Below are 21,267 nucleotides of genomic sequence, written 5' to 3' on the forward strand. Positions count from 1 at the left end.
CGGCAGCGGCCGTCCCGGCGTGGCGCGGTCAGAAGATCGCGATTCCCGCGAGGGTGGACACGATCAGCCCGGCCATCACCGGCACGAACGAGCGGCGGACGAGGTCCAGCGCCGAGACCCGGGCGAACCCGGCCACGGCCAGCAGTGAGGACCAGGCGATCAGCACGCCGCCGCCCGACCAGATGCAGCCCATCTGGCCGATGGCGGCGAGCAGGGCGGGGTCGATCCCGGACGCGGGGCCGAGCGTTCCGGCCAGCGAGCCGGTGAGCGGCAGCCCGGAGAAGCCGGAGCCGTCCAGGCCGGTGATGATCCCGACCAGCAGCAGCGCCAGCCCGACGATGACGCCGCTGTGGGGGATCGCGCCCTCGATCTTCGCGGTCAGGTCGAACAGGAAGCCGGGGGCCTTCGCGTCCTCGCCGAGCGCCATGATCCGCCCGGCGAAGTCGGCGTTGCCGAGGAAGAAGAACCCCGCGATGGGGATCACGACGCCCATCGCCTTCATCGCGAAGACCAGCCCGTCCACCACGTGCTCGCCGCAGGACTCCAGGGCGTGCATCCGGTCCCGGGACAGCGCCGCGGCGACCAGCAGCAGGACGGCGGTGCCGCCGACGAGGGCGGCCGCGTCCGAGCCGGTGACCTCGGGGACGAGGCCGGTGAACTTGCCGAGCAACATGTAGCCGAGCAGCCCGGCCAGCACCACCGGGACGACGATCGCGTACACCTTCGACTTGAGGACGTGGCTCTCGTCGGGGGCGCTCCCGGCCGGACCGTCGTCGCCCGTCCCGCCGGGACCCGAGCCCGAGCCGCCGTCCAGGGCCGCCTGGGTCATGGCGTCGCCCGCCGGAGCCTGCGAGGCGTCCTTCTCGATCACCTCCTTGGTGGCGGCCGCCACGCGGCGCGGGGACAGCAGGCGCCGCCGGGGCCGCTCGGGCGTCGTGTCGGCGCCGGCCTCCCAGCGGGCCAGCAGCGCGACGTCGGGGGTGCGCATCTCGCCGCGGGTCATCAGGTAGCCGAGGACCAGCGCGACCACACCGGTGATGATCGACAGCACCATGGCGCGGTCGGCGACCTCCGGGGTGCCGACGCCCGCCGCCTTGGCGGACAGGCCGGGTGCCACCTGGAGGACGTAGTCGCTGGACAGCGCCATGCCCTGACCCGCGATCGCGATCGCGACCCCGGCCGAGATCGGGGGCAGCCCGGCGGCGATCGCGGCGGGCAGCAGCACGGCGCCGATCAGCGGCACCGCCGGGGTGGGCCAGAAGAACAGGCTGATCACGTAGGTGATGCCCGCGATGACCCAGAAGGAGGAGTGGCCGTTGCGCATGACGCGGCGGAACGGCGCGATCATCCGCCGGTCCGCGCCGATCCCGCGCAGCGCGCCCAGCAGCGCCGTGACCAGCGCGATGATCAGGAAGATGTTGAACAGTTCGGTGGCCGCGACGAGGCTGGCGTTGAACACGGCCTGGAGCCCGCGGACGGGGCTGCCGTCGTAGGCGAGCGCGGTGCAGAACGTGGCGACGATCGCGGGGATGACGACGTTCTTGCGGGCGATCATGACCGCGATGATCACGATGATGCCGGAGAGGAAGACCCAATGGGCGGCGCCTAGCTGCACGCCACCACCTCCTTGTCGACCGGACGGGGGGTAGGAGGCCCTGGCTGGTCAGGTTGCAGTGACCTTCCCTGATCGCCGGACACCGGACAATGAGGAAGCTGCACAGCGCATCCATGAGCGTTTTGTGCAGCGTGACGTGTGCGCTCCGAGGGGAACGGCGGCCTCCGGGACGCGGGCCAGCGGATTGTGCGACCTGCCCACGGATCATCGGCGATCTTCAGCGAAGCGTCCATTCCGGATGTCCGTGACCGATCCGGACACTGGGAACATGCACCCACCGCCGCCAGGCCACCCGGACGCCTCCGACCAGGCGCGAGCACCGGAACGCGGGCCGACGCTGTCGACTCGCGGGATGGTCGCGTCCAGCCACCCGGCGGTCAGCCAGGCCGGGGTCCGCGTCCTGGAGGACGGCGGCAACGCCGTGGACGCCGCGCTCGCCATGGCGGCGATGTCGTGGCTCGTGCTGCCCGGGCAGTGCGGGATCGGCGGTGACGCGTTCGCGCTGGTGCGCCGTCTTGACGGGACGGTCACCGCGTTCGGCGGCAGCGGCTTCGGCCCGGACGGCGGCGAACCCGCCTTCTACCGCGACCAGGGCCTGGACGCACTTCCGATGGACGGGCCGCTCGCCGTCGCCGTCCCGGGAGCGGTCGCCGCGCTCGCCGCGTTGCACGCCGACTCGGCGTCCTGGGAACTGACCAGGCTCTGGGGACCGGCCGCCGACCACGCCGAGCGCGGGCTGCCCTGCACCTACAAGACCCGGGGCGACATCCTCGAACGGCGCGCGGCCCTGTCCCGGGACGCCGGCACCGCGTCCGTCTTCCTCCCGGACGGCGTACCGCCGCGCGTGGGCGCGCCGCTCCGGCAACCGGAACTGGCCGCCACGATCCGCCGCGTCGCCGCCGATCCCTCGTCGTTCTACACCGGTGAGCCCGCCGAACGCGCCGTCGCCGCGCTGAACGAAGGCGGCGCCCCGTTCAGCGGCGAGGAGTGGGCCGCGTCCGGCGAGGCGCTCACCGGCGACGCCCTCACCTGCGTCTACCAGGGCCTGACCCTGCACCTGACGCCGCCTCCCACGCCCGGCTGGATGGTGATCCAGCAGGCGTTGCTGAACGACGGCGTCCTCGCGGAGGCGCCCTGGCTGTCGGCCGAGGCCGTCGGACGGGCCGCCGACGCCGCGCGGCTGGCCTTCGCCGACCGGTTCGCGGGGTGCGGATCGGACAACGACCACTGGCGGACGCTGCTCACCAAGGACGCCGTGGCCGCGGCGCGCGAACGCCTAGCCGCCCGTGACCTCCCGGCGCCCGCACGCCCGCACGTCCCGGTGGACGGCGACACGACCTCCATGGTCGCGGTCGACGCCGACGGCATGGCGGTGAGCCTGATCCATTCGCTCGCGTTCACGTTCGGCGCCCGCTTCACGGTGCCCGGGACGGGGATCGTCCTGAACAACCGGCTGGGACGCGGCGCGTACCTGATCGACGGCCATCCCAACGAGGTGCGGCCGCGCCGCCGTCCCCTGCACACCCTCAACGCGTGGCTGGTCACCGGCCAGGACGGCGCGCTCCGCCACGTCGGCAACACGCCCGGCGGGGACGGCCAGGTCCAGTGGAACATGCAGCTGATCTCGCATCTCCTCGACCATGGCCTCGACCCGGCCACGGCGGTGAGCGCGCCCCGCTTCACCGTCCACCCCGGCAGCGACGCCGACGTGGTCGGCGAGCCGCCGGAGCTGCGCGTCGAGTCCCGCCTCGGGACGGAACGCGTGGAACGGCTGCGCGAGCTGGGGCACGACGTCCGCGTCCAGGGGCCGTGGGCGGGCGGCGGAAGCGCGCAGGTCGTCTCGGCCGACCCCGGCACGGGCGCGCTGCTCGGAGCCTCCGATCCTCGTCAGGACGGGGTGGCGCTCGGTGTCCTCTGACGAATCCCTCGCGGCCCCGCGCCCGCAGGGCGACTACGTTCCGGCGGTCGTCGTCCCGTACGCCCCGGGTCTGCGCCTGGTGACCAGCGCGGGCATGACGCCGCGCCGCGACGGCGTGCTGACCGTGACGGGCCTTGTCGGCCACGAGGTCGATCCGGCCACGGCACGCGATGCCGCCGCGCTCGCCGCCCGCAACGCGGTCGCCGCCGTCGCGTCGGCCGCCGTCGCGTCGGCCTCCGGGCGGCCGGCGGCCGGTGGACGTGAACTCGTCCGCGCCTGGCTGCGCATGACCGTCTATGTCGCCTGCGTGGACGGCGTCACCGGACTGTCGGCCATCGCGGACGGCGCGTCCGCGACCCTCGCCTCCCTCACCCCGGACGTGCCGTTGCCCGCGCGCAGCGCCATCGGCGTCCGCGCCCTCCCCGGCGGCGCGCCCGTGGAGATCGAACTGACCGCGCTCGTCGCAGGCGACGAGCGACCCGGAACGGAGAACCGCTGAGCATGCCCTACAGCCGACCGGAGACCCGGCCACCGCACTCCGGGCTCAACCTCGTCGCGGGCGAGTGGACGCCCGCCGCCGACGGACGCCGGTTCGAGCGCCGCAACCCGGCCGACCTGAGCGACCTGGTCGGGACGTTCCCCGACTCGTCCGCCGACGACATGGCCGCCGCGATCGGAGCGGTGGAGGAGGGCGCGGAGGAGTGGGCCGCCGCGTCCCCCGAGCGTCGCGCGGGCGTCCTGGAGGCCGCGGCGCGCTGGCTGGAGGACCGGGCGGACGAGCTCACGGTCGAGCTCGTCCGGGAGGAGGGCAAGACCCGCGCCGAGGCCGCGATGGAGACCGGCCGCACGCCCAAGAACCTGCGGTTCTACGCGGGCGAGGCGCTCCGCATCACCGGGCGCAGCTACCCGGCGGACGACGGCGGCCTCGTCTACACGCGGCCCGAACCGGTCGGGGTGGTCGGTGCGATCACGCCGTGGAACTTCCCGCTGAACATCCCGTCGCGCAAGCTCGGGCCGGCGCTCGCCGCCGGGAACGGGGTGGTGTTCAAACCGTCACCGGTCACCCCGCTGCTCGCGCAGCGGCTGGTGGAGGCGCTGCTCGCGGGCGGGCTGCCGCCGCGTGCGATCGCCCTCGTCCAGGGCGGCGCGGCTCCCGGTGCCGCGCTCGCCGCCGACCCGCGCGTGGCGGCGGTGACGTTCACCGGCTCGACCGAGGTGGGACGCGCCATCCACGCGAGCGTCGGCCCGTCCCGGCGCGTCCAGTTGGAGATGGGCGGCAAGAACCCGGTGATCGTCCTGGACGACGCCGACCTCGACCGCGCCGCGCAGATCGTCGCCAAGGGCGCCTTCGGGCTCGGCGGCCAGGCGTGCACGGGCACCAGCCGCGTCATCGTCCACGAGTCCGTCCACGACGCGCTGCTGGAGAAGGTCGTCGCGCTCGCCGAGTCCCGGACGGTCGGCAACGGCCTGCACGACGGCGTCACCATGGGGCCGCTCGCCGCGGACTTCCAGCTCGCGAAGGTCCTGGAGTATGTCCGGATCGGACAGGACGAGGGCGCCAAGCTCGTCACCGGCGGCGCCAGGCTGGACGACGAAGCCGGATACTTCGTCTCCCCGGCGGTCTTCACCGACGTCACCCCGGAGATGCGGATCGCCCGCGAGGAGATCTTCGGCCCCGTGCTGGCGTTCCAGCGCGTGTCCGGCCTGGACGAGGCGATCGCGCTCGCCGACGCCACCCCCTACGGGCTGTCCGCCGGCATCGTCACCCGCGACATCGAGCGCGCCTTCGCCTTCGCCCGCCGGATCCGCACCGGCCTCGTCAAGATCAACCAGCCGACCACCGGAATGGCGATGACCGTTCCCTTCGGGGGCTTCAAGGAATCCAGCACGCAGACGTTCAAGGAGCAGGCCGGGGACTCGATGATGCTCTTCTACACGCAGGAGAAGAGCGTCTATCTCTCGCCGTGAGCGCCGCTGAACGGCCGCTGAACTCCCTGGTCGGGACGGTGCACAGTGCACACGGCGGTCCCGTCTCCGTGTGCGTTCCGGCCATGGCGGGCGCGCGCCGCCCACCCCTAGCGTGACACTGCGGAGAAAGGTCGAGAAAGGAGCCTTGAAATGGCGGAACTGCTGGCCAAGGAAGAATTCCGTGCGGAACTCCAGAATGCCATCAAGGGCCGGGAGGCGAAGAACGCCTCGTTCAGCCGCGCCTGGGCGGACGGTGAGCTGAAGCGCGAGCACTTCGCCCGCTGGGCGGAGAACCACTACCACTACGTGGGACCGTTCGCGGACTACCTGGCCTACGTCTACGCCAACATCCCCGACGAGTGCACCGGGGCCAAGGACTTCACGCTTCAGAACATGTACGAGGAGGAGCTGGCCGACATCCGGCACACCGACCTCCTCATCCGATTCGCCGAGGCGTGCGGCACCACCCGGGAGCGTGTCGAGGACCCGAACAACATGAACCCGGTCACCCGCGGCCTCCAGGCGTGGTGCTACTCGGTCGCGATGCGCGAGCACTTCGTCGTCGCCACCGCCGCGCTGGTGGTGGGGCTGGAGTCGCAGGTACCGAGCATCTACCGGAAGCAGATCGTGCCGCTGCGCGAGGTGTACGGGTTCACCGAGGACGAAATCGAGTTCTTCGACCTGCACATCACCTCGGACGTGGTGCACGGCGAGCGCGGCTACCAGATCGTGCTCGACCACGCCGACACCCCGCAGCTCCAGCAGCGCTGCCTGCAAATGTGCCGGTGGGGCGCGGAGATGAGGTTCTCCTACACGCAGGCCCTCTACGACACCTACGTCAAGCCCGACCTGGTCGGCGCCGAGGGCTGACCCGTCCGGTGACGCCCGGCGGCGGGACGCGCACCGCTCCCGCCGCCGGGCGTCCCGCGACCGCGAAACGCACGCGAAGGAACGACAGGGAGAGCGATGACGACGGACCACTGGGTGGAGGCCGCCGCCCTCGCGGACGTGCGGCGCCGCAAGCGGCTCGCGGTCACCGTGGAGGGACGGGACATCGGGCTGTTCCTGGTCGGCGAGACCGTGTACGCGCTGGACGACGTCTGCGTCCACAAGCAGCGGCGGCTGACCAAGGGGACACTGCTGGCCGGCCGGGTGATCTGCCCCGGGCACCAGTGGAAGATCGACCCCGCCACCGGCGAGATCGAGGACCGCGACGAGTGCCAGCCGACCTACCCCGTCCGCGTCGACGACGGCGTCGTCTACGTGGACCCGGGACCGCGCGCCGCCGCCCCCGCCCCCGCGCCCCAGCCCGTGTCCGCGCTCACAGAGGAACAGTCATGATCGAGTCCGTCATCGTCGTGGGGGCCGGGCAGACCGCCGCCGTGGCCGCCCGCACGCTGCGCCGTCGCGGTTTCGACGGCCGGCTCACCATCGCCGGGGACGAGCCCGAGCGCCCTTACCAGCGTCCGCCGCTGTCCAAGGAGTACCTGGCCGGCGACCACGACCGGGACGAGCTGTTCCTGCTCACCCCGGAGTGGTGCGAGGACAAGTCCATCGACCTGCGCGTGAGCACCCGGGTGACCGGTGTGAACCCCGCCGGCCGCGCGGTCGAGTACGCCGACGGGACGTCCGAGACCGCCGACGCCGTCCTGATCGCGACGGGCGGACGGCCGCGCCTCCTGCCCGGTGTGGAGGGCGCCCGCGTCCGGTATCTGCGGACCCTCGCCGACGCCGACCGGCTGCGCGCCGAGCTGCGCCCCGGTACCCGGCTGATCGTCATCGGGGCCGGATTCATCGGCTCGGAGATCGCGTCCACGGCGCGCGAGCTGGGCGCCGCCGTCACCGTGATCGAGCAGGCCGCCCAGCCCCTCGCCGCGACGATCGGCCGGACGATGGGGGACGCCCTCGCCGCCCTCCACCGCAGCGCCGGGGTCGACCTGCGCACGGGGGAGAAGGTCGAGTCGTACCGGGAGACGGGCGACGCCGCACTGGTCACCACGTCCGGCGGGACGACCGTCGAAGGCGACCTGGTGCTGGTCGGTATCGGCATGGTGCCCAACTCCGAGTTCCTCGCCGGCACGTCCATCGAGCTCACCGGCGACGGCGCCGTGGCGGTCGACGAGTACTGCCGCACGAATCAGCCGGGGATCTACGCGGCCGGTGACGTGACGGCCTTCCACCATCCGCTCTTCGGCCGGCGCGTCCGCGCCGAGCACTTCGACAACGCCAACGCCCAGGGCATGGCCGCCGCCAAGAACATCCTGGGAAGGCCGGCCGCGCACGCGACGTCCCCCTGGTTCTGGTCCGACCAGTTCGGACGGAACCTCCAGTACACCGGGCACCCGTCCGGCGCCGACCGGATGGTGGTGCGCGGCCGGGTCGACGACTTCGACTTCGTGGCCTACTACCTGGCCGGGGGCGTGCTGACGGCCGCCTTCGGCATCGACCGGGGTGGTGAGATCGCGGTCGCGCGCGAGCTGATCGCCGCCCGGCTGGCCCCCGACCCGGACGTCCTGCGCGACGAGGACGCCGACCTGACCGAACTGCTGGGCTGAGGGGCTCTCAACGTGGAGAACGAGCTGGAATTCCTGTACGTGGCGCGCTCGGGCCAGGTGCCCGAGGGCGTGGTGCGCCGCTTCTTCGTCGGGGACGACGACCAGTGGGAGATCGCCGTGGCCCGCTCCGAGGGCGAGGTGCACGCGATGTCGAACTACTGCACGCACCTGGACTGCCTGCTGTCGTCCGGCCGGGTCACCGAGGACGGCCTGCTGTGCTCCTGCCACGGCAGCGTCTTCGACTACGCCGACGGTGAGCCGCTCTCCCCGCCCGCGACCAAGCCGATCGAGATCTACCCGATCAAGGAGGAGGACGGGAGGATCTGGGTCGCGATCCCGCCGGGCACCCGCCCACCCGGCCCGCGCAGGCGGCGGGCGGGCAGTGGTCGCTGACGACCTCGCCGTGGAGGGCGGGCCGCGGAAGGGGCGCCCGGCGGCCCGCTGGACGGCGCTGCTCCCGCTGTCGCTCGCCACCTTCACCGGCACGCTCGCCAACACGATCGTCAACGTGCCGCTCAGCATGATCATGGACGAGCTGGGCGTGCCGGTCCCGGCGGGCTCCCTGCTCGTGGTCGGGTTCACCGTCACGTTCGCGGTGCTGCTGCCGATCTCCGGCTGGCTGGGCGACCGGTACGGGCACCGCCGCGTCCTCGTGGCCGCGACCGCCCTCCTGGGCCTGGCCTCGGCGACCGCCGCCCTGGCACACGGCCTTCCCGCGCTGGTCGCGATCCGGGCGGCGCAGGGCGCCGCGACCGCCGCGATCCTGCCGACCGTGATGTCGCTGATCGCCCAGCTCTTCGAGGGGGCGGGACGGGCACGGGCGCTGAGCGTGTGGGCCGCGATGAACGGCATCGGCCAGGCCGCCGGGCCGACGGTCGGCGGCACCCTCGCCACCGCGCTCGGCTGGCGCGCGGTGTTCTGGCCGATCCTGCCGCTCGGCCTGGCCTCGGCGGTCATGGCGTTCCGCCTGGTGCCGCGGGACCGTCCCCGTGCCGTCCCGCTCGAATGGCGGGGCGCGGTGCCCCTCACGCTCGCCGCCGGGTTCGGCCTGATGGCGGCATCGGCGGTGGCGCCGCTGGGGCTGGCCTCCCCGGCCGTCTGGGGCGGAGCGCTGGCGGGCGTCCTGGCCGGCGTGGTGTTCCTGCTGGCCGAACGCGGGCGCAAGGACGCCTTCCTCCCGCCCCGCCTCCTCCTGGAAGTCCGCTACCTGCGTTCCTGCCTGACCGTGCTGGCGCAGATGTTCTGCCTGGGCGCGTCACTGCTGGGCGTCCCGCTGTACCTGACGACCGAACGGGACGTGCCGACGATGACCGCCGGCTTCCTGCTCCTCTGCCTGCCCCTGGCGATGTCCCTCCTGGCCCCGGTCGTAGGGATCCTGCTGGGACGCCTGGGCGCGCGCCCCGTCCTGCGCACGGGCCTGGTCCTTCTGGCCGGAGGGCAGGCGCTCGCCGGCGCCGTCCTCACGACCCTGTACGGCGTGCCGCTCCTGCTGGCGGCGCTGCTCGTCACCGGGACGGGCGTGGCGCTGGTACAGACCCCGGCCGCCAACGGCGCGACCCGCTCCCGCGCCGGCCGGTACGGCGCGGGCCTCGGCCTGTTCAACCTGCTGCGCTTCGGCGGCTCGGCCCTCGGCGCGGCGTGGGTCGCGGCCGTCCTCGACCAGGGCCTCGGCTACGGCGTCGTCTTCGCGGGCTGCGCGGCGATCGCCGCCCTGGGCCTCCTCGGCTCCTTCGCGGGCGCCGACCCCGCCTAGCCTCAGCGCCGCGGGGCGGGCGGGGCCAGCTCGTCCGCCAGGCTCTGCGTCACCGAGCTGAGCGTCTCGATGTGGTGGGCCAGCCAGAACATGAACTGTGTCTCGGCCGCGCGGATGTCCATGCGGAGCGCCCGCGACGCCCGGTCCAGCTTGTAGAGCATCGTGTTGCGGTGCAGGTTCAGTGACCGGGCCGCCGCGTTCAGGTTCCCGGCCGCCTTGATGTAGGCCAGCACGATCGGTTCGAGGTCGCCGCCGCCCGCCTGCCGCAGCGGGGTGAGGGTCTCGGCCGCGAACGCCCGTGCCTCCGCGCTGCCCGCGACCTCCTTCAGCGCCGCGAACACCCGCAGGTCGTCGTAGCCGCAGACGTTCTCCGCGCCGGTCTGCCAGGCCAGCCCCATCGCCAGCCGCGCCTCGTAGTAGCTGGTCGCGACGCCTGCCGCGCCCTGTCCGGGACGTCCGTGCGTGACCCGCACGTCCTCGCCCAGCGCGGGCACCAGCCGGCGCCGCAGCCGCTGCGCGAACCGGCCCGCCTCCTGCCGTCCCTCCAGGGGTTCACCGGACGCGGCCACCTGCCGGATCACCACGATGTTCGAGCCGATCGCCGCCGTCAGGGTGATGCCGTCCGGCTCCATCGCCTGCGCGATCCGGATGGCGGCGACCTTGCGGCGCATGTAGTCGCGCCCGACCGGCAGCAGATCGGACGCCGCGACCACGTGCACCGCGTAGTGCCCGCCGACGTCGAAGCCGTGGTGCCGGGCCCGGGCGCCCAGCTCGTAGGGGTCGGCGAACCGGCCGTGCACCAGCGCCTCGACGAAGTCGCCGCGCGCCCGCTCCTCGGCGACCCGGACGGAGTGCTGGCGCAGCATCTCCGAGCCGGTCAGCGTGGCGCCGTGCTCGGCGATCACGCGGTGCTGGGCGAGGTCGTGGGCGTCCGGCGGCCAGGACCGTTCCACCAGCACCAGCCGCCCGTACGGGTCGCCGCCGAACACGATCGGCGTCACCAGCACCCGCACCGGGTCGGCGTCCGGGTCGGGACGCAGGTCGAGCTCGGCGGGACGGCCGTCCTCCCCGGTCACGTCCGGCGGGAGCACCACGAGGAGCGGATCGGGGTCGAACGGTTCGTCGCAATGGGGCTGCTCGCAGGCCAGGCGCTCGCCGTCGTCGTCCAGGATGAGCACCGGGCAGCGGGCCATGGTGGCGATCGCCCGCGCCATGGCCGGGACGCCCGCGCCCTGCGACAGCACGTCCCCCAGCGTCCGGTGCACGCGCGCACCGTACTCCAGGACGTGCGACGCCTGCGCCAGCGCCTTCTGCCCGACCAGCCGGCTCACCGCCCGGTAGTCGGCCTCCTCGCGCAGCGACAGCAGCGGCAGCCCGAGCCGGTCGGCGGTGCGGGCGGCGGCCTCCAGGTCGCACCGGATGCCCGGCTGCTGCCAGGCCAGCACCGCCGCCGCCCCGCGCCGCCACAGCTCACCGATCAGGGCGCTTGCGTCGTCCGCCGCCGCCAGCATCGGCGCGGGCAGATGGATCGCGATGCCACCGAGATCGGGGGAGCCGGCGTCCTCGGCGTACCGGCGGGTCTCCGACAGCGGCAGGCACCACGACACCGTGCGGTGCAGACCTTTCTCGCCCGCCACCAGCCCGCCCCGCAACAGCGGCTCGGCCAGCAGCGCCTCTACCGTGATCCCCCCGTCGCCCGCCCCGTCGGCGTGGTCGGTTTGTGCCATGTGCCCCCATCCCATCCCGGTGGTTCGGCAGAGTGTACATAGTCCGGTTTGACCGAAGTCCCGGAGACTTGCTGCCGTGGCCGCCCGACGGCGGGGCGCGGTGATGGAGGCGCATCCTTTTCATCGCCCTCCCATAATGCGGCACACATTAATGCCGGGCAATAGTCGAAACAAAAAGGAAACGGCGGCGAAACGGCGCCGGCCCGGCAATTGTCGGTGCGCAGAGGAAGAATGGATGGAGGACTGATGCAGACCGTTCATCGGCTGACCCTGGAGGACGCCCTGGTCCTGCTGGAGGCCGCCGAGGCCGAGGCGGAGCGGATCGGGGTCGCGGAGACGATCTGCATCGCCGACGACGGTGCGCACCCGATCGCGCTGCACCGGATGACCGGGGCGCGGCTCACCGGCGTCGAGATCGCGATCGCCAAGGCGTTCACCGCCGCCGGTCACCAGCGCGACACCCACAAGTTCAACGAGCCCCCGAACGGTCCCGCGCTGCCCGGCAACGAGGCGTTCGGCATCAACCAGATGCATCCCGGCAAGTTCGCGATCTTCGTGGGCGGCTTTCCGATCGTGTACGAGGGCCAGGTCATCGGGGCCGTCGGCGTCAGCGGCGGCAACGGCGAGCAGGACAAGGCCGTGGGCGCGGCCGCGCTGAAGGCGTTCGAGGAGAAGATCGCCCCGAAGGCCGCCACCACCTGAGGACCGCGCCGCGGGTCAGCGCCGCGGTGCCACCGAGGCCGAGGCCGGCGCCGCGGCCGCGGCCAGGACGCGCTCCGAGGCCGCGGCCGCGGCCAGGACGAGCGCGTCCTCGTGGCGGCGGCCGACGATCTGCAGGCCGACCGGGGCGCCGCCCGCCCACCCCGCCGGGACCGAGACCGCCGGATGCCCGGACAGGTTGAACGGGAACGTGACCGCCAGCGCGCCCCAATGGTCCACCGGACGGCCCGCGATCTCGGTCGGCATCGGGCCCTCGGCGGGAAATGCGGGCACCTGCGTCGCCGGGGTCAGCAGCAGGTCGAAACGCCCGAACGCCTCGGCCAGGGTCGCGACGAGCCGGTTCCGTGCCCGGTGCGCGTCCACCAGCGCGTCGGCGGTGAAAGCCGCCGCCGCGTCCCCGTAGCCGCGCACCGTCGGATGGACGTCCGCCAGCGTGCCGGGCGGGGCCGCGCGCAGTTCGGCGTGCACGTCCGGGACGGACAGCGTCCGGTACGCGGCACCGCACGCGCCGTCCACCCGCACATCCGCCGCCACGCGACGCATGCCCGTGTCCGCGATGAGCCTCCCGGCCGCCGCCTCGACCACGGCGGCCACCTCGGGATCGCAGGGCGCGTTGCCCAGGTCGGGCGTCCACGCCACGCGCAACCCGGCCAGTTCGACGCCGCTCAGCGACGCCTCGAACGGTTCCGAGGGCGCGGGCAGCGAGGCCCGGTCGTAGTCGTCCGTGCCGCACACGCAGTCGAGGACGCGAGCGGTGTCGGCCACCGTTCTCGTGAGGACGCCGCAGTGGTCGTTGTCCGCCGTCCCCCAATGGCGAGGGCCTCGGGGGACGCGTCCGAACGTCCCCTTGAACCCGACGAGCCCGCAGTACGAGGCGGGGATGCGCAGCGAACCGGCCCCGTCCGTGCCCGTCGCGACCGGGACCATCCCGGCGGCCACGGCGGCGGCCGAGCCACCGCTGGAACCGCCGGGCGTCAGGTCCCGGTTCCACGGGTTGCGGGTGACGCCGTGCAGTGCGGACGCGGTGAACGACGCGCGCCCGAACTCCGGTGACGCGGTCACCCCGACCGGGACGGCCCCGGCCGCGACGGCCCGCGCGACCAGCGTGGACGTGTGATCGGCGATCCGCCCGGCGTGCAGCGTGCTGCCCATCGCGAACGGCCAGCCCGCGACCGCGTGCAACTCCTTCACCCCGAGGGGGACACCGGCCAGCGGCCCGGGGTCCTCGCCCCGGGCCACCCGCTCGTCGATCTCGCGCGCCCGGGCGAGCGCGCCCTCCGCGTCCACGTGGACGAACGCGTTCAGCCCGGGGTCCAGCTCGGCGATCCTGGCCAGGGCCTCCCGGACGGCCTCGCGGGCGCCCAGCCTCCCGGCCCTGACCAGCTCCGCCGTCTCGATCACGGTGCGGCCCGCGGCCCTCTCCATCACGGGATCACCGACACGATCGCGGTCGCCACCACCAGCCCGGTCACCACCGGGACGAACAGCCGCCTGGCCAGGTCGACCACCGACACCCCGGTGAGCCCGGCGACCACGATCAGCGAGGACCAGATGACCAGCGTGCCGCCGCCCGTCCAACTGGCGCCGTTCTGCGCGATCGCGGCCAGGGTCGCCGGGTCGGCGCCCGAGCCGTCGCTCAGCGAGCTCGCGAGCTGACCGGTGAACGGCAACCCGGGCCAGCCGTTGCCGTCCAGGCCGATCACCATCCCGACCAGCAGCATGGCGAACGAGGCGACCAGCGGCACGTCCGGGATGTGCGGCTGGACGCGCGCGATCGCGTCCAGCAGGAAGGCGGGCGCCTTGGCGTCCTCCGGCAGGCCGAGGATCTCGCCGGAGTAGTCCGACAGGCCCACATAGACGAAGCCGGCGATCGGGATCACCATGCCCATCGTCCGGAACGCGAAGGCGATGCCCTCGGTGAAGTGCGAGCCCACCTCCTCCAGCCACCCCTTCCGGTTCGCGATGATCGCGATCACCACCAGTGCCAGCGCGGACGTGCCACCGACCAGCGGCGCCCCCGCGCCGTCGTCGATGTTCGGCACCAGCGAGGTGAACCGTCCCAGAAGCATGAACACCAGCAGGCCCGCGAACAGCACCGGCACGGCGATCGCCACCGTCCGCGCGGCCTTGGACGGGCGCACGGGTTCGCCGTCCCCGGACGCCACGTCCGGCCTGGTCAGCGTGGCGGTCCCGCCGCCCTCGCCGCCCGTCGCCACGACCGTCCCGGACACGGTGTTCTTGGACGCGGTCCCCGTACCCGCGGCGCCTCCGGTGGCCGTGGTCTCGGAGACCGGCAGGGTGATGGCGGCGGAGGCGATCGGATCCAGCATCTTCGTGCGCACGTCCCGCAGGTAGGCGACGGTCAGCGCGACCACCCCCGCGATCAGCGAGATGACCAGCGCCCGGTCGGCGATCGTCCCGGCCGCGACGTCCGCGCCCTCGGCGGACAGGCCCGGCGCCACGCCCATGATGTAGTCCGAGCCGAGCGCCATGCCCTGCCCGGTGATCGCGATGGCCAGGGCGGCGCCGAACGGGGCAAGCCCCGACCGCACGGCGGCGGGCAGCAGGATCGCGGCGATCAGCGGCAGCACGGGCGTCGGCCAGAACGACAGCGACAGCAGGAACGTCACCACCGCCAGCACCACGTACGAGATGTGCCCGTTGCGGAACAGCCCCCGCAGCGGGCGGATCATCAGGACGTCCGCGCCGAGCCCCCGCATCGCCCCCAGCATGGCGGTGACCGGCGCGATGATGATGAAGATGGACAGCAGTTCACGGGTGGCGACGATCGCGCCGGTGAAGACGGCGCCCAGCCCCGTGACGGCGCTGCCGGCATAGGCGGTGGCCGTGACGAAGGTGGCGACCACGGCGATGGCGACGACGTTCCGCTTCGCGACCACCGTGGCGATGATCGCGGCGAGTCCCAGGAGATAGATCCAGTGTGCTGCTGACAAGGCTTCACCTGTCCAAGTCGGGGGGAGGAGGCAGGGGCGCGGTCAAAGCCGAGTTGCGGGCGTGTTACGTTGGGTTTCGAGGGGGCTGGACGGAATTACTGTGGTGCGGTGACTCTCGCGGATCACTTTATCCGGCGACCATAAGAAAAACGCACAAAAGAAGCCCCGTGAATTGTGCATTATGCCGATGGTGCGGCCGGCGCGGGTTGTTCGCGAATGGAGCGCGAGCCGTCCCAGGCCACGGCTTCAGGTCGACATCAAGGACTCCGAGGAAGCGAGACGATTCGCGCGGATCGCCGGGCACAGGCCCACGATCGCGCCGACGCCGCCGTGGCGCCGACGCCGCCGGCGAGGACCCACGACGGCACGGTCGCGGGCCACCGCCGCATCATGGCGTACGTTCCCGTCACGAGACAGCCGAGCAGCGACTTTCGTGGCGCCGAGCGATCGATGCAGGTCGATCTTCGAGCGTTGTCTTGCCGGGCGGCGCGGTCGGCATGTCGGTGCCGAGTTTGGCGAGTGCTGGTCGAGGTCGGTGTTGCTGGAGGCGGAGATGCCGACCGCTGCGGTCATCGCGGCGCTGTCGATTGCGGTGCCCAGCGCTGAGGGCATGGCCCGCAGCGGACGCGACCGCAGGCGGTACCCGGCGAGCCGCGCCAGGTCCGACGTTCCGGTCCCGAGACAGCCGAGCAGCGACTTTCGTGGCGCCGAGCGATCGATGCAGGTCGATCTTCGAGCGTTGTCTTGCCGGGCGGCGCGGTCGGCATGTCGGTGCCGAGTTTGGCGAGTGCTGGTCGAGGTCGGTGTTGCTGGAGGCGGAGATGCCGACCGCCGCGGTGATCGCGGCGCTGTCGATTGCGGTGCCCAGCGCTGAGGGCATGGCCCGCAGCGGACGCGACCGCAGGCGGTACCCGGCGAGCCGCGCCAGGTCCGACGTTCCGGTCCCGAGACAGCCGAGCAGCGACTTTCGTGGCGCCGAGCGATCGATGCAGGTCGATCTTCGAGCGTCGTCTTGCCGGGCGGCGCGGTCGGCATGTCGGTGCCGAGTTTGGCGAGTGCTGGTCGAGGTCGGTGTTGTTGGAGGCGGAGATGCCGACCGCTGCGGTCATCGCGGCGCTGTCGATTGCGGTGCCCAGCGCTGAGGGCATGGCCCGCAGCGGACGCGACCGCAGGCGGTACCCGGCGAGCCACGCCAGGTCCGATGGGCGCAACCGGGCGGGCCGTAGCGGGCCTTCCGCCCGAGGGGACGGGGCTCAGACCACCTGTCCATCGCGCATCGACACCCGCCGCGGCAGGTCGTCCGCGATCTCGTGGTCGCGCGTGATGACCAGGATCGTGGTGCCCGCCTCGTTCAGCTCGCGCAGCACTTCCATCGCGCCGGCGCCTGAGGCCGAGTCGAGGTTTCCGGTCGGCTCGTCGGCGAGCGGCAGCGGCGGTTCGCCCGCGACCGCCCGGGCGATGGCCACCGTAAAGCCGGTGAGGGCGGTGGGTGAGCCGGTCGCCCAGTCCGATTCGCGCCAACGCGCTCCTGGCGCGCCACTCGCGTTCACCCTTGCCTAGGCCGGTGTAGAGCAGACCGTCGGCAAACGCCTGCGCGAGGCGGTCGAGGAGGCTGCCGATGTGTGTCCCATGCAGGTCATCACGATCGACGGATAGCCCTCGCGGGCCGTGAACAGCTGTCAGAATCTTCGACAATTCATTGACGCTAATCAACAAATGTGTATAACTTCACGCCATGAGGCTCTCCACGGTCGCGATACCCGTCGACCACGCCTGGACCTCGCCGTTCGTGCGCTGGCAAGGATCCCTCTCCGAGCAGAGCTCCATCGATCTGGCGGTCGACGTGACCGCCAGGGCACTGCGCGAACGGGGCCTCGATCCCGAGCCGATCTCCTTCACCGCGTTCGGGTCGACGGTGCCGCGGCTCGACCGCTTCTCCCTGGTCCCCACGTTCACCGTCCGGCTCGGAACCGCCGCGGTGACCGGAGGCCGCCCGGGTGCCAAAGGCCCCCGTGCCTGCGGCGCTGGCCGACGGGGGACTGAAGCGCGATGCCGTGGGCGCGGTGGTCACCCACAACCCGTTCGCGGTGAACGACGCCTACTTCTCGCGCGCGACAGGCTTCCCCATGGACTGGATGAACGTAGCCAGTTCCAGCCTGATCTATGGGCATCCGCAGGGTCCCACGGGCGCGCGGGCGGTGGCGGAGCTCATCGAGATCCTGCGGGCCAGGGGCGGCGGCATCGGGCTGTTCACCGGCTGCGCCGCCGGGGACACCGGGTAGCGCTCGTCCTGCGTGTGCGGGACTGACATGGGATCGGGACAGGTCCGAACCCTTTCATATGAGACAGATTCCTTGGCGGACGTCAATATCGCTGCGGACACCCCCCGGAGGTAAGTGATGGACCTGTTCGCGATACCCGAGACGCTGGCCGAACGGCGGGATGACGGCTCGGTCGTGCTGACTTCGGCCCTGCCGTTGGGGTCGTACTGGACGAACATGGTCGAGCCGTTTCGCGACACGGCGAGCGCCCATCCGGACCGGCTGCTTGCGGCGGACCGTGTCGGGGACGGCTGGCGGCGGGTAACCTACGGTGAGGCGGCGCGGCAGGTGGACGGGCTGGCCCAGGCCCTGCTGGATCGGGAGGCCGCCGGCCGCCCGGTGATGATCCTGTCGGGCAACTCGGTCGAGCACCTGCTGCTCACGCTGGCCTGCTACACGGCCGGGTCGCCGGTGGTGCCGGTGAGCACGGCGTACTCGCTGCTGGACGGCTCGCACGCCAAGCTGCGCCACATGGCCGCGCTGACCGAGCCCGCCGTCGTGTTCGCCGACGACCCGGATGCCTACCACGACGCGCTCGACGTCGTGCGCGGCATGACCGGCGCCCAGGTCATCGCCGGCCGGGAAGAGTTGGCGCGGTGGGCGTCGACACCATCGACGGCGGCCGTGGCGGAACGGCTCGCCGCGCTGGACGGTGACTCCGTGGCCAAGATCCTGTTCACCTCGGGGTCGACCGGCCTGCCCAAGGGTGTGATCAACACTCAGCGGATGCTGTGCGCCAACCAGCGGATGCTCCAGCGCATCTGGCCGTTCCTGACCGGGGAACCGCCGGTGCTGCTGGACTGGCTGCCCTGGAGCCACACCTTCGGCGGCAACCACAACCTCGGGCTGGCCCTGGCCAACGGCGGCACCATCTACATCGACGATGGCCGTCCCGGCCCGCAGATGATCGAACGCACGATCCGGAACCTGGCCGACGTTCACCCCACCGTGTACTTCAACGTTCCCGCTGGATACGCCTCGCTACTGCCGCACCTGGAGGCCGACCGCAGCCTGGCCGAGGCGTTCTTCGCCCGGATGCGGTTCGTGTTCTTCGCCGCGGCGGCGCTGCCGCAGACGTTGTGGGACGGGCTGTCGAAGCTCGCCGCGTCGGTGGGGTCGGCGGCGCCGATGACCACCTCCTGGGGCTGCACGGAGACCGCACCGGCCGCCACCTCCGCCTACTTCCCCTCCGGCCGCAGCGACTGCATCGGCGTCCCGCTGCCCGGGGTGTCGATCAAGCTGGCGCCGGTCGGGCCGAAACTGGAGATCCGGGTGAAGGGGCCCGCGGTCACCCCCGGCTACCACCGGGCGGCCGAGGTGACCGCGGCGGCCTTCGACCAGGAGGGCTACTACCGCACCGGCGACGCCGTCCAGATGGTGAACCCGGACGATCCTGGGGCCGGGCTGGTGTTCGACGGCCGTATCAGCGAGGACTTCAAGCTGTCCACCGGCACCTGGGTCAGCGCGGGCACCCTGCGCGCGGCCCTGCTGGCCTGCTCGCACGGGCTGATCCAGGACGCGGTGCTCACCGGCCACGACCGTGACCACATCGGCGCGCTGTGCTGGCTCAACCCCGCCGTCGCCCGCAAGGTCGCCGGAACCGACGAAGGCTTGACCTCCTCACTCGCCGTCCGCGACGCGCTCGCCGCCGCGCTGGCCCGGCTGAACACCGGTGCCACCGGCAGTTCCCGCCGCATCACCCGGGCCCTGATCCTGGACGAACCCGCCTCTCTGGCCGAGGGCGAGATCACCGACAAGGGCTACATCAACCAGCGCGCCGTCCTCGACCGCAGGGCACACCTGGTCGATCTCCTGCACACCGAACCCGTCCCGGAACAAGTAATCCTCCCCGCGCCTCAGATCGGCGGCTGAGCCCACGGCCGCCACCGGCTCAACGCCAATCGATCACCCTGCCGTCCAGGGCTGGGACCGGCGACCCGTACGGACATGGGGTCAGCGTCACCGAGCCGGGCCCGGTCGCGCGATCGCCCTACCGCTCGGGCTCGGTGGCTGAGCCGCGTAGCGCCGACAGGTCCCTGAGCTGCCGGAACGAGGTGATGCCGACCCTGTGAAAGATGTTGCGCAGTGGGCGAGGGTGCGCGGGCTGATGAACAGGCCACGCGGCGCTTGGAGGTGGCAGCGCCCGCGACCAGGCGGGCGATGTACGCCTCCCGAGTGGTGAGGTCGTCGATGCAGCCCGACGCGCGCAACTCGGCGGCGGCGCGGGCGGCGAAAACCGTCATGCCGATGTCGGACAGCCGCTCGTGGGCGGTGCACAGCTCCCGGCTGGCGTCACGCCGCCTGCCTTGATGGCGCAACCACTCGCCGTAGAGCAGGTGGTACGGGGTGAACGTGCTCGCCTCAAGGTGTCCGACGGCCGTGCGGAAGTCGTCCTCGTAACCGGTGACGAGCGCGCGGGCGTAGGCGGCGACGCCCAATGCCCACGGTGTGTCGCTGCTCTCGGTGCGTTCGGTGAGTTCCGCCAGCGCCGTCGCGGCCGCGTCGTCCTCGCCGCAGCGGACCCGCGGCCTCGACAAGTTCCGGCAGTGCGATCGCGGCGACGAACGGGTCCCCGCCCCGGCCGCGGCGAGGGCCGCCGGGTAGTAGGCGAGTCCGTTGCTCAGGACGGCCGTGGCCCAGTCGGCCTTGGTGATCGTCTGCCTGGCGCCACTCGCGGTTGCCTCGGCGGTGAACGACCTGACCAACGCCCGCGCTTCGGCCGGACGGCCGCGGAGCGCGGCAAGGTGCAACTGCGGATACGCCAGCGGAGCCAAGCCGACCGCGTCCGCCACCGCCTCCTCCTTGGCGATCGCCGAGGAGGAGGCGCCGACCAGGAATCGGAACCGTCCCAAGGGACTGCCCCATCACATGATCACGGGACAGTCCCCAACGGTCGGCTAGCCGCTGTGCCCTCCAAGCCGTGGGACAGGAGCTCGGTGGAGCGATCAACGCTCGAACGCCGACCTTGCGTGCCACGAGCATCAGCCCTGCCGCGAACTCTCCGGCATGCTCCGCGGCCCTGTCGACGTGGCCACGCGCACACGAAACGGAGGAGCAGGCCATGACCACAACCCTCGCCGAACGCGTCACCGGGCATCTACAGATTGTCGTGAATCGCCCGCCGCTGCCGTCGTCCGAGCCGTGCGCGACCTCGATGTCCCGCAGTCGGCCCGCGGCAGGTCAGAACGCCACGGTGACCGCGTACGTCACCTGCCACATCCAGGCGCCGTTTGGCATGTCCAGGACACCGGCCCGCCGGATCGGGCCATTGCCGAATAGCCCTCATCAAGGCACTCGCCGATCCCACCCGCATTCAGATCGTGTCCCTGCCGGCAACGGCCGATGACCGTCAGAGAGACCGTCAAGAAGGTCCAGGTAGGCCAATCCACGGTTCCGCGCACCTCAAAGTGCTGGCAGACGCATCAACGCACCACCGAGTGCAAGACCGTGGACATGAGCGTACCGGTATCGGTTATGTGGGCCGGTCCTGGTCGGCGTCGGCCTTCGGCGCGTACAGCGTCGCCGTCTACTGTCCTCTCGGTAGAGGAGCCAGCAGCCGACCGCCGGGATAACCGATATGACGACGCGAATACAACGGCAGAAAAGCTTGGCCGCGTCCAGGCGGGTGGTGTATGAGAAGGCCACCTCGCGATCTATTGATTAGTTAAGCACTGATTGCCTCAATTGTCACATCAGCATCATTGGTGTCGCTTTCGTGGCCGACTTTCTGGCAGGC

General features: G+C 72.2%; 19 protein-coding genes. 12 read left to right on the plus strand and 7 right to left on the minus strand.

Features of this window, described 5'->3' with window-relative positions; translation table 11 throughout:
- Positions 1-28: 28 nt before the first annotated feature.
- Complete coding sequence (locus tag QSK21_RS32610) at positions 29-1,615, minus strand: hypothetical protein (RefSeq protein WP_285701428.1); 1,587 nt, start codon at positions 1,613-1,615, stop codon at positions 29-31.
- A gap of 352 nt (positions 1,616-1,967) precedes the next feature.
- On the opposite strand from QSK21_RS32610, the gene QSK21_RS32615 reads away from it, so the two are divergent.
- The 8 genes from QSK21_RS32615 (at position 1,968) to QSK21_RS32650 (ending at position 9,809) form a co-directional block, all read left to right on the plus strand.
- Positions 1,968-3,533 (plus strand): gamma-glutamyltransferase, encoded by a 1,566-nt coding sequence (locus tag QSK21_RS32615; RefSeq protein WP_285701429.1) that lies wholly within the window; start codon positions 1,968-1,970, stop codon positions 3,531-3,533.
- Positions 3,523-4,032 (plus strand): RidA family protein, encoded by a 510-nt coding sequence (locus QSK21_RS32620; protein ID WP_285701430.1) that lies wholly within the window; start codon positions 3,523-3,525, stop codon positions 4,030-4,032. Before QSK21_RS32615 ends, QSK21_RS32620 begins: the two co-directional genes overlap by 11 nt.
- 2 nt (positions 4,033-4,034) lie before the next feature.
- Complete coding sequence (locus QSK21_RS32625; protein ID WP_285701431.1) at positions 4,035-5,501, plus strand: aldehyde dehydrogenase family protein; 1,467 nt, start codon at positions 4,035-4,037, stop codon at positions 5,499-5,501.
- Positions 5,502-5,651: 150 nt separating this feature from the next.
- Complete coding sequence (locus tag QSK21_RS32630) at positions 5,652-6,371, plus strand: iron-containing redox enzyme family protein (RefSeq protein ID WP_285701432.1); 720 nt, start codon at positions 5,652-5,654, stop codon at positions 6,369-6,371.
- A gap of 96 nt (positions 6,372-6,467) precedes the next feature.
- Positions 6,468-6,842 (plus strand): Rieske (2Fe-2S) protein, encoded by a 375-nt coding sequence (locus QSK21_RS32635; RefSeq protein ID WP_285701433.1) that lies wholly within the window; start codon positions 6,468-6,470, stop codon positions 6,840-6,842.
- A complete protein-coding gene (locus QSK21_RS32640) occupies positions 6,839-8,056 on the plus strand; it encodes an NAD(P)/FAD-dependent oxidoreductase (RefSeq protein ID WP_285701434.1) in 1,218 nt (405 codons plus the stop codon). Before QSK21_RS32635 ends, QSK21_RS32640 begins: the two co-directional genes overlap by 4 nt.
- A gap of 12 nt (positions 8,057-8,068) precedes the next feature.
- A complete protein-coding gene (locus QSK21_RS32645; protein ID WP_285701436.1) occupies positions 8,069-8,449 on the plus strand; it encodes a Rieske (2Fe-2S) protein in 381 nt (126 codons plus the stop codon).
- Positions 8,439-9,809, plus strand: coding sequence for an MFS transporter (locus tag QSK21_RS32650; protein ID WP_285701438.1), 1,371 nt, complete (start codon positions 8,439-8,441; stop codon positions 9,807-9,809). Before QSK21_RS32645 ends, QSK21_RS32650 begins: the two co-directional genes overlap by 11 nt.
- 2 nt (positions 9,810-9,811) lie before the next feature.
- Here the strand turns inward: QSK21_RS32650 and QSK21_RS32655 are convergent, their stop codons facing one another.
- Entirely contained in the window at positions 9,812-11,536 is a 1,725-nt protein-coding gene (locus QSK21_RS32655; RefSeq protein ID WP_285701439.1) for a helix-turn-helix domain-containing protein, read from the minus strand.
- Positions 11,537-11,782: 246 nt separating this feature from the next.
- On the opposite strand from QSK21_RS32655, the gene QSK21_RS32660 reads away from it, so the two are divergent.
- Positions 11,783-12,238 carry a GlcG/HbpS family heme-binding protein gene (locus QSK21_RS32660; RefSeq protein ID WP_285701440.1) on the plus strand — a complete coding sequence of 152 codons (456 nt, stop codon included), beginning with the start codon at positions 11,783-11,785 and terminating at the stop codon, positions 12,236-12,238.
- A gap of 15 nt (positions 12,239-12,253) precedes the next feature.
- Here QSK21_RS32660 and QSK21_RS32665 read toward each other — a convergent pair whose 3' ends face one another.
- The 4 genes from QSK21_RS32665 to QSK21_RS36280 all read right to left on the minus strand — a co-directional run bounded on the left by QSK21_RS32665 (position 12,254) and on the right by QSK21_RS36280 (position 16,676).
- On the minus strand, positions 12,254-13,681 hold the full coding sequence (locus QSK21_RS32665) for an amidase (protein WP_285701448.1): 1,428 nt from the start codon (positions 13,679-13,681) through the stop codon (positions 12,254-12,256).
- Positions 13,681-15,210, minus strand: coding sequence for a hypothetical protein (locus QSK21_RS32670; RefSeq protein ID WP_285701441.1), 1,530 nt, complete (start codon positions 15,208-15,210; stop codon positions 13,681-13,683). Before QSK21_RS32670 ends, QSK21_RS32665 begins: the two co-directional genes overlap by 1 nt.
- A gap of 246 nt (positions 15,211-15,456) precedes the next feature.
- The gene (locus QSK21_RS32675) at positions 15,457-15,822 is read right to left on the minus strand and encodes a hypothetical protein (protein ID WP_285701442.1); all 366 of its coding nucleotides are present in this window, start codon (positions 15,820-15,822) and stop codon (positions 15,457-15,459) included.
- 641 nt (positions 15,823-16,463) lie between these two features.
- On the minus strand, positions 16,464-16,676 hold the full coding sequence (locus QSK21_RS36280; protein WP_352231358.1) for an ATP-binding cassette domain-containing protein: 213 nt from the start codon (positions 16,674-16,676) through the stop codon (positions 16,464-16,466).
- A gap of 124 nt (positions 16,677-16,800) precedes the next feature.
- On the opposite strand from QSK21_RS36280, the gene QSK21_RS36285 reads away from it, so the two are divergent.
- The 3 genes from QSK21_RS36285 (at position 16,801) to QSK21_RS32690 (ending at position 19,403) form a co-directional block, all read left to right on the plus strand.
- Positions 16,801-16,866 (plus strand): hypothetical protein, encoded by a 66-nt coding sequence (locus QSK21_RS36285; protein ID WP_352231359.1) that lies wholly within the window; start codon positions 16,801-16,803, stop codon positions 16,864-16,866.
- Between the two features lie 356 nt (positions 16,867-17,222).
- Positions 17,223-17,492 carry a beta-ketoacyl-[acyl-carrier-protein] synthase family protein gene (locus QSK21_RS32685; protein ID WP_285701443.1) on the plus strand — a complete coding sequence of 90 codons (270 nt, stop codon included), beginning with the start codon at positions 17,223-17,225 and terminating at the stop codon, positions 17,490-17,492.
- A gap of 117 nt (positions 17,493-17,609) precedes the next feature.
- Complete coding sequence (locus QSK21_RS32690) at positions 17,610-19,403, plus strand: feruloyl-CoA synthase (RefSeq protein ID WP_285701445.1); 1,794 nt, start codon at positions 17,610-17,612, stop codon at positions 19,401-19,403.
- Here QSK21_RS32690 and QSK21_RS32695 read toward each other — a convergent pair.
- Positions 19,388-20,323 (minus strand): hypothetical protein, encoded by a 936-nt coding sequence (locus QSK21_RS32695; RefSeq protein WP_285701446.1) that lies wholly within the window; start codon positions 20,321-20,323, stop codon positions 19,388-19,390. The two genes, QSK21_RS32690 and QSK21_RS32695, sit on opposite strands and share 16 nt — an antisense overlap.
- Positions 20,324-21,267 lie beyond the last annotated feature (944 nt).

This window comes from Actinomadura sp. NBRC 104412, from assembly GCF_030269515.1.
Classification (GTDB): Bacteria; Actinomycetota; Actinomycetes; order Streptosporangiales; family Streptosporangiaceae; genus Spirillospora.

Bases quoted from the DNA above. Each gene is read 5' to 3' on its own strand.
- QSK21_RS32615 (WP_285701429.1), top strand. From the start codon at position 1,968: ATGGTCGCGTCCAGCCACCCGGCGGTCAGCCAGGCCGGGGTCCGCGTC.
- QSK21_RS32625 (WP_285701431.1), top strand. From the start codon at position 4,035: ATGCCCTACAGCCGACCGGAGACCCGGCCACCGCACTCCGGGCTCAAC.
- QSK21_RS32630 (WP_285701432.1), top strand. From the start codon at position 5,652: ATGGCGGAACTGCTGGCCAAGGAAGAATTCCGTGCGGAACTCCAGAAT.
- QSK21_RS32635 (WP_285701433.1), top strand. From the start codon at position 6,468: ATGACGACGGACCACTGGGTGGAGGCCGCCGCCCTCGCGGACGTGCGG.
- QSK21_RS32640 (WP_285701434.1), top strand. From the start codon at position 6,839: ATGATCGAGTCCGTCATCGTCGTGGGGGCCGGGCAGACCGCCGCCGTG.
- QSK21_RS32655 (WP_285701439.1), bottom strand. From the start codon at position 11,536: ATGGCACAAACCGACCACGCCGACGGGGCGGGCGACGGGGGGATCACG.
- QSK21_RS32660 (WP_285701440.1), top strand. From the start codon at position 11,783: ATGCAGACCGTTCATCGGCTGACCCTGGAGGACGCCCTGGTCCTGCTG.
- QSK21_RS32665 (WP_285701448.1), bottom strand. From the start codon at position 13,681: ATGGAGAGGGCCGCGGGCCGCACCGTGATCGAGACGGCGGAGCTGGTC.
- QSK21_RS32675 (WP_285701442.1), bottom strand. From the start codon at position 15,822: ATGCCCTCAGCGCTGGGCACCGCAATCGACAGCGCCGCGATGACCGCA.
- QSK21_RS32690 (WP_285701445.1), top strand. From the start codon at position 17,610: ATGGACCTGTTCGCGATACCCGAGACGCTGGCCGAACGGCGGGATGAC.